The following is a 4,542-nucleotide window of genomic DNA, read 5'->3' as shown; positions in this document are numbered from 1 at the left end:
AAATCCGGGCTGCCCATGAAGGCGAGGCGGAGCGTCCCGCTCATTCGCCGTCCCGCTGCCGGCCCTTGAGTTCCTTGGCCAGCTTGCGCAGCAGCATGTTGCGCTTCAGCGCCGAGATGTGGTCGACGAACAGCACGCCGTTCAGGTGGTCGATCTCGTGCTGGATGCAGGTGGCGAGCAGGCCATCCGCCTGCATCTCCCGCCTGCTGCCGTCGAGATCCTGCCAGCGCACCTTCACCTCGGCCGGGCGCGTCACCTCGGCATACTGGTTGGGCAGGGAGAGGCAGCCCTCCTCGCGCGCGGCCAGCCCGGTGCTGGCGGCGACGATCTCGGGGTTCACCATCACATAGGGCTGCGGCTGGTCTTCCGGCTGCAGGTCGATGACGACGAGCCGCAGCAATTCGCCGATCTGTGGCGCGGCGAGGCCGATGCCGGGCGCCTTGTACATGGTGGCCAGCATGCGCGGCGCGAGGGCGCGCACCGCCTCCGCGTCGCCGGGGCCGACGGGGCGGGCCTTGGCGCGCAGCCGCGCGTCGGGCACCAGGAGGATGGGCAGCAGGTCGGTGTCGGACATGAGGCCGCTGCTTTAGCCCTGCGGCTCCCGGGCTTCAATCTCTGAGGCTGGCGGTGGGTCTTGCATCCGCCGCACCGCTGCCCAAAATATGGGCTCGACGGCAGGGTGCTTCGGGCTCTGCCAGACGCTCGCTCACCGTGAGGAGTTCCAGGCCCATGTCCCGCTCGTCGCTCTTCGGCTCACCCCTGTTCCTCGGCTTCGATCATCTGGAGCAGATGCTCGACCGGGTGGCAAAGAACGCCGATGGCTACCCGCCCTACAACATCGAGCAGACCGGTGAGAACCGCCTCCGCATCACCCTCGCCGTCGCCGGCTTCAGCATGGACGACCTCCAGCTCACGCAGGAGGACAACCAGCTGGTGGTCCGCGGCAAGCAGCGCGAGGAGGTGGAGGGCCGTGTCTTCCTGCACCGTGGCATCGCCGCCCGCCAGTTCCAGCGCGCCTTCGTGCTGGCCGAGGGTATCGACGTAGAAGGTGCATGGCTGGATAACGGCCTGCTGCACATCGACCTGAAGCGGCCGCAGCCGGAGGTGCGGGTGAAATCCATCCACATCGGCACGCGGGGCGCGCAGGGCGGCCGTCCTCTCGTCAATGGCAACGCCCTTGACGATGGTTCGGCTTCCATCGCCTAAACTTTCACGTCCACCGGCCATTCTTTCCCTATCCCACCCTGGCCGGGCGGTGCGCCGACGACTGCCTGGGGCAGCGTCGCCATCCGCCCGCCGGGGAACGGCCGAAACGGGAACGGTCGGTGTTTCACACGCGGTGCGGCAAAGCCGGCCGCGCGCCGGGTCCCATTCCGGGAACGGCCAAAGGAGATTCCTGCGATGAACAAGGAAGGTCCGACACGCCCCTTCGCCGCCGCCGACGCGCTGCGTCAGCTGGCACCGGCCGACTGGGCGCGCTTCGGTGCGGAACAGATCGCCTACATCCGGCCCGTCCTGGTGGACGGAAACCCGGCCGTCGCGATCCACGCGGCAGACGGGACGCAGATCGGCGCGGCGCCGGATGCCAGCCTCGCCACGGCGGCGATCCTCCAGCACGAGATGCTGCCCGTCCTCGTCCACTGAGGCCATCGCGCGGGGCCGGGGGAGCGATCGCCCCGGCCCTTGGCGTGCCGCGCGCCTGGCGTCAGCCCTGGACAGGCTGCTCGCCCAGTACTGCCTGCATGTCCCACACATCATCCTTGCGCCGGATGGTGAGGCGAAGCGCCGGGCCCGGCGCCTGCCTTACCACCAGCTGGGCAGGGGATTGGCTGTCCTGCACCGGCCCGTCTTCGGCACCGGCCCGTCTTCCGCGTTGAGGACCGGGTCGCCCGGGCACAGGCCGGCTCTTGCCGCTGCGCTCCACCGCCGCCAACCCGCACCCCTTCCGTCTCCGCCGACAGGGACACGCCGAGCCAGCCACGCTCCGTCCGGGCGCCGCGCAGGGTGAGGGGAAGGGGGAGCCTTGGCCTGCAGCCTGCCCCGCGCCGCCCTTCCGTCACCCGGCAGGCGGCCTCAAGCCTGATCCATAACGGATTATCGAGCTGCCACAGGCGCGGTTCCATTTCCGGCGCGGCAGATGCAGGAAGGTGGTTGCCCTGGCCGGCGAGGGGCGCTAGAGAGCGCCCGCACGCCGACGTAGCTCAGCGGTAGAGCAACTGATTCGTAATCAGTAGGTCCCCGGTTCAATCCCGGGCGTCGGCACCAGCCCCCCTTCCTTCATGGTTTTCGGTTTGTCCCACGGTCCCTCCGAGGGGCCGGCACGCCCCCATGCGCGCGTGGTGCCGGATCTTTGTGGAATATTGCGAGTCATTCGCATTGCAACCGCCTCTCATTGGCGGCATAAGCCAGCGCAGTTGCGAAGGGATGATTCCACCATGCCGATCCGCCAGACACTGGGCGCCCTGGGGCTCGCCACGGCCGCGCTGCTCGCCGCGCCGCTGGCCTCGCCGGCAGCCGCCCAGGGTGCGGCGGTGCCCGGCGCCACGCCCGCGGCGGAGCGCATCGGCCTGGAACTGAACCGGCTGGAGCCGCGCCAGAACGCCGGCGCCAATGGCTGCCGCGTCTGGCTGGTGCTGCGCAACCCCGGCGCCGAGCCGGTCGATCCGCTGCGCCTCGACCTGCTGATCTTCGGCAAGGATGGGGTGGTGGCGCAGCGCCTTTCCCTCGATGTCGGCCCGCTGCCGCGCGAGAAGACCATGGCGCGGGTGTTCGACCTGAGCACCCAGCCCTGCGACGGCATCGGCGCCTTCCTGCTGAACGATCTGCTGGCCTGCGGCGCGGCCGAGACCGCCGCCGCCTGCCTGCCCCGTCTCGCGCTGTCGTCGCGCGTCGACGGCGTTTCCTTCGAGAAGTGAGGAGGTCGCGATGAACCCGACCGACGCCGCCACCGCCCTCCCGGAAATCGCCAATGCGGCGAGCCATGCCGACATGTCGATGCTCGGCCTGTTCCTCATGGCGGACTGGGTGGTCAAATCGGTCATGATCGCGCTGGTGCTCGCCTCCGTGATCTGCTGGGCCATCATCGTCGAGAAGTCGCTGCTGCTGGGCCGGCTGGGGCGGGAGGTGCGCAAGCTGGTCGGCGCCGCCGCGCCGGGTGGCCAGGCCGCCCCGCAGGCGCCGCAGGGCGAGGGGCTGGCCGCCCGCGTGCTGCGCGCCGGCACCCGCGAATGGCGCGATGGCCGGGAGGAGGGCGAGAGCCGCTTCGAGTACCGCCACCGCATGGAGCACGCCATGCGCCACGCCCTGAGCGGCGAGCTGCGCAAGGTGGAGCCGGGCCTGCCCTTCCTCGCCACCACCGGGGCGGTGGCGCCCTTCATCGGCCTGTTCGGCACGGTGTGGGGCATCATGAACAGCTTCGCCAACATCGCGCAGAGCAACGACACCAGCCTGGCCGTGGTGGCCCCCGGCATCGCCGAGGCGCTGTTCGCCACCGCCATCGGCCTTGTCGCCGCCATTCCCGCCGTCATGGCCTACAACCGCCTGCTGGTCCGCCTCGGCCGGCTGCGGCAGGACGGGCAGGCGGCGGCGGCCGATCTGGCCTCCGGCCTCTCCCGCCGCCCGCCCAGCCGGGTGGCCGCCCACGCCAGCCACGCGGCGGCGGAGTAAGCCGGCATGGCCTTCGCCGGACCCAGCCATGGCGGTGGCGAGGATGACGGCCCGCTGCCGATGGCGGACATGAACGTCACGCCGCTGGTGGACGTCATGCTGGTGCTGCTCATCGTCTTCATGGTGGCGGCGCCGATGATGGTGGTGGGCGTGCCGGTCGAGCTGCCCAAGACCGCAGCGCCGCGCGCCGCCGCCCAGCGCCCGCCCGTGGTGCTGACCGTGGCCGCCGATAGCCGTGTCTTCCTTCGCCAGGAGGAGGTGCCGGCCGCCGAGCTGGCCGCCCGCCTTGCCACGCTGCGCGAGGAGGACCCCGAGGCTCCGGTCTATGTGCGCGGCGACCGCAGCGTGCCCTATGGCGAGGTGCTGCGCGTGATGGGCCGCATCACCCAGGCCGGCATCAGCAAGGTCTCGCTGATCGCCGAGGCGGAGCCCGGCCCCGCCATTCGCGCCCGCTGAACAGGCTGATGGCATGACAACGCAGACCTTGGGTGTCGCGCCCGGCCTCGGCCTGCGCGGCAGCCGTGCCCTGGGCTGGGGCGCCTCGGCGCTGCTGCATGGCGGCGCGGCGGTGTTCCTGCTCTACGGCATGCCGGCGCAGGAGCCGCCGGCGCTGGACATGCCGGTGCTGGAAGTGGCGAGCATGCCCAGCGCCCCCGCCTCGGAGGCCAGCGAAGCCATGGAGGTGGCGGAGCCGGTGCAGGCCGTGGCGCCGCCGCCCACCCCCACCATGGCCGAGCCGCCGCCGGTGGCCGCCGTGGCGCCCCCCGAGCCGGTGGCGGCCGAGCCGCCGCCGATGGTGCAGCCGGCGGAGCCGCCGCCTGTCGCCATGTCCGAGCCGCCGCCTGTGGAAATGGCCGATCCGCCGCCCGTGGAGGT

Annotated in this window: 6 protein-coding genes, 1 tRNA gene and 1 pseudogene; 7 read left to right on the top strand and 1 reads right to left on the bottom strand. The window is 71.5% G+C overall.

Translation table 11 applies throughout. The features are described from left to right. Nucleotides 1-40 precede the first annotated feature (40 nt). Nucleotides 41-574, bottom strand: coding sequence for a peptide deformylase (gene def / locus ACZJYS_RS22845; RefSeq protein WP_109517736.1), 534 nt, complete (start codon nt 572-574; stop codon nt 41-43). A 155-nt stretch (nt 575-729) separates the two neighbouring features. Between def and ACZJYS_RS22840 the strand changes: the two genes are divergently transcribed. The 7 genes and pseudogenes from ACZJYS_RS22840 to ACZJYS_RS22810 form a co-directional block, all read left to right on the top strand. Beyond that, the gene (locus ACZJYS_RS22840) at nt 730-1,206 is read left to right on the top strand and encodes an Hsp20 family protein (RefSeq protein ID WP_109517737.1); all 477 of its coding nucleotides are present in this window, start codon (nt 730-732) and stop codon (nt 1,204-1,206) included. Between the two features lie 195 nt (nt 1,207-1,401). Then, nucleotides 1,402-1,644 carry a DUF1150 family protein gene (locus ACZJYS_RS22835; protein ID WP_099093790.1) on the top strand — a complete coding sequence of 81 codons (243 nt, stop codon included), beginning with the start codon at nt 1,402-1,404 and terminating at the stop codon, nt 1,642-1,644. 546 nt (nt 1,645-2,190) lie between these two features. Beyond that, a tRNA-Thr gene (locus ACZJYS_RS22830) sits at nt 2,191-2,265 on the top strand. A gap of 170 nt (nt 2,266-2,435) precedes the next feature. Beyond that, nucleotides 2,436-2,915 (top strand): Tat pathway signal protein, encoded by a 480-nt coding sequence (locus ACZJYS_RS22825; RefSeq protein WP_109517738.1) that lies wholly within the window; start codon nt 2,436-2,438, stop codon nt 2,913-2,915. A 10-nt stretch (nt 2,916-2,925) separates the two neighbouring features. Continuing rightward, entirely contained in the window at nt 2,926-3,666 is a 741-nt protein-coding gene (locus ACZJYS_RS22820; protein ID WP_379648790.1) for a MotA/TolQ/ExbB proton channel family protein, read from the top strand. 6 nt (nt 3,667-3,672) lie between these two features. Then, nucleotides 3,673-4,122: an ExbD/TolR family protein gene (locus ACZJYS_RS22815; RefSeq protein WP_493180437.1), complete on the top strand. Its 450-nt coding sequence runs from the start codon at nt 3,673-3,675 to the stop codon at nt 4,120-4,122. Between the two features lie 13 nt (nt 4,123-4,135). Continuing rightward, nucleotides 4,136-4,542: pseudogene (locus ACZJYS_RS22810) on the top strand (hypothetical protein); the annotation flags it as partial.

Source organism: Roseomonas sp. TS2 (genome assembly GCF_058833935.1).
The sequence above is the reverse complement of the archived record's forward strand: the minus strand, read 5'-3'. Positions and strand labels throughout refer to the sequence as shown.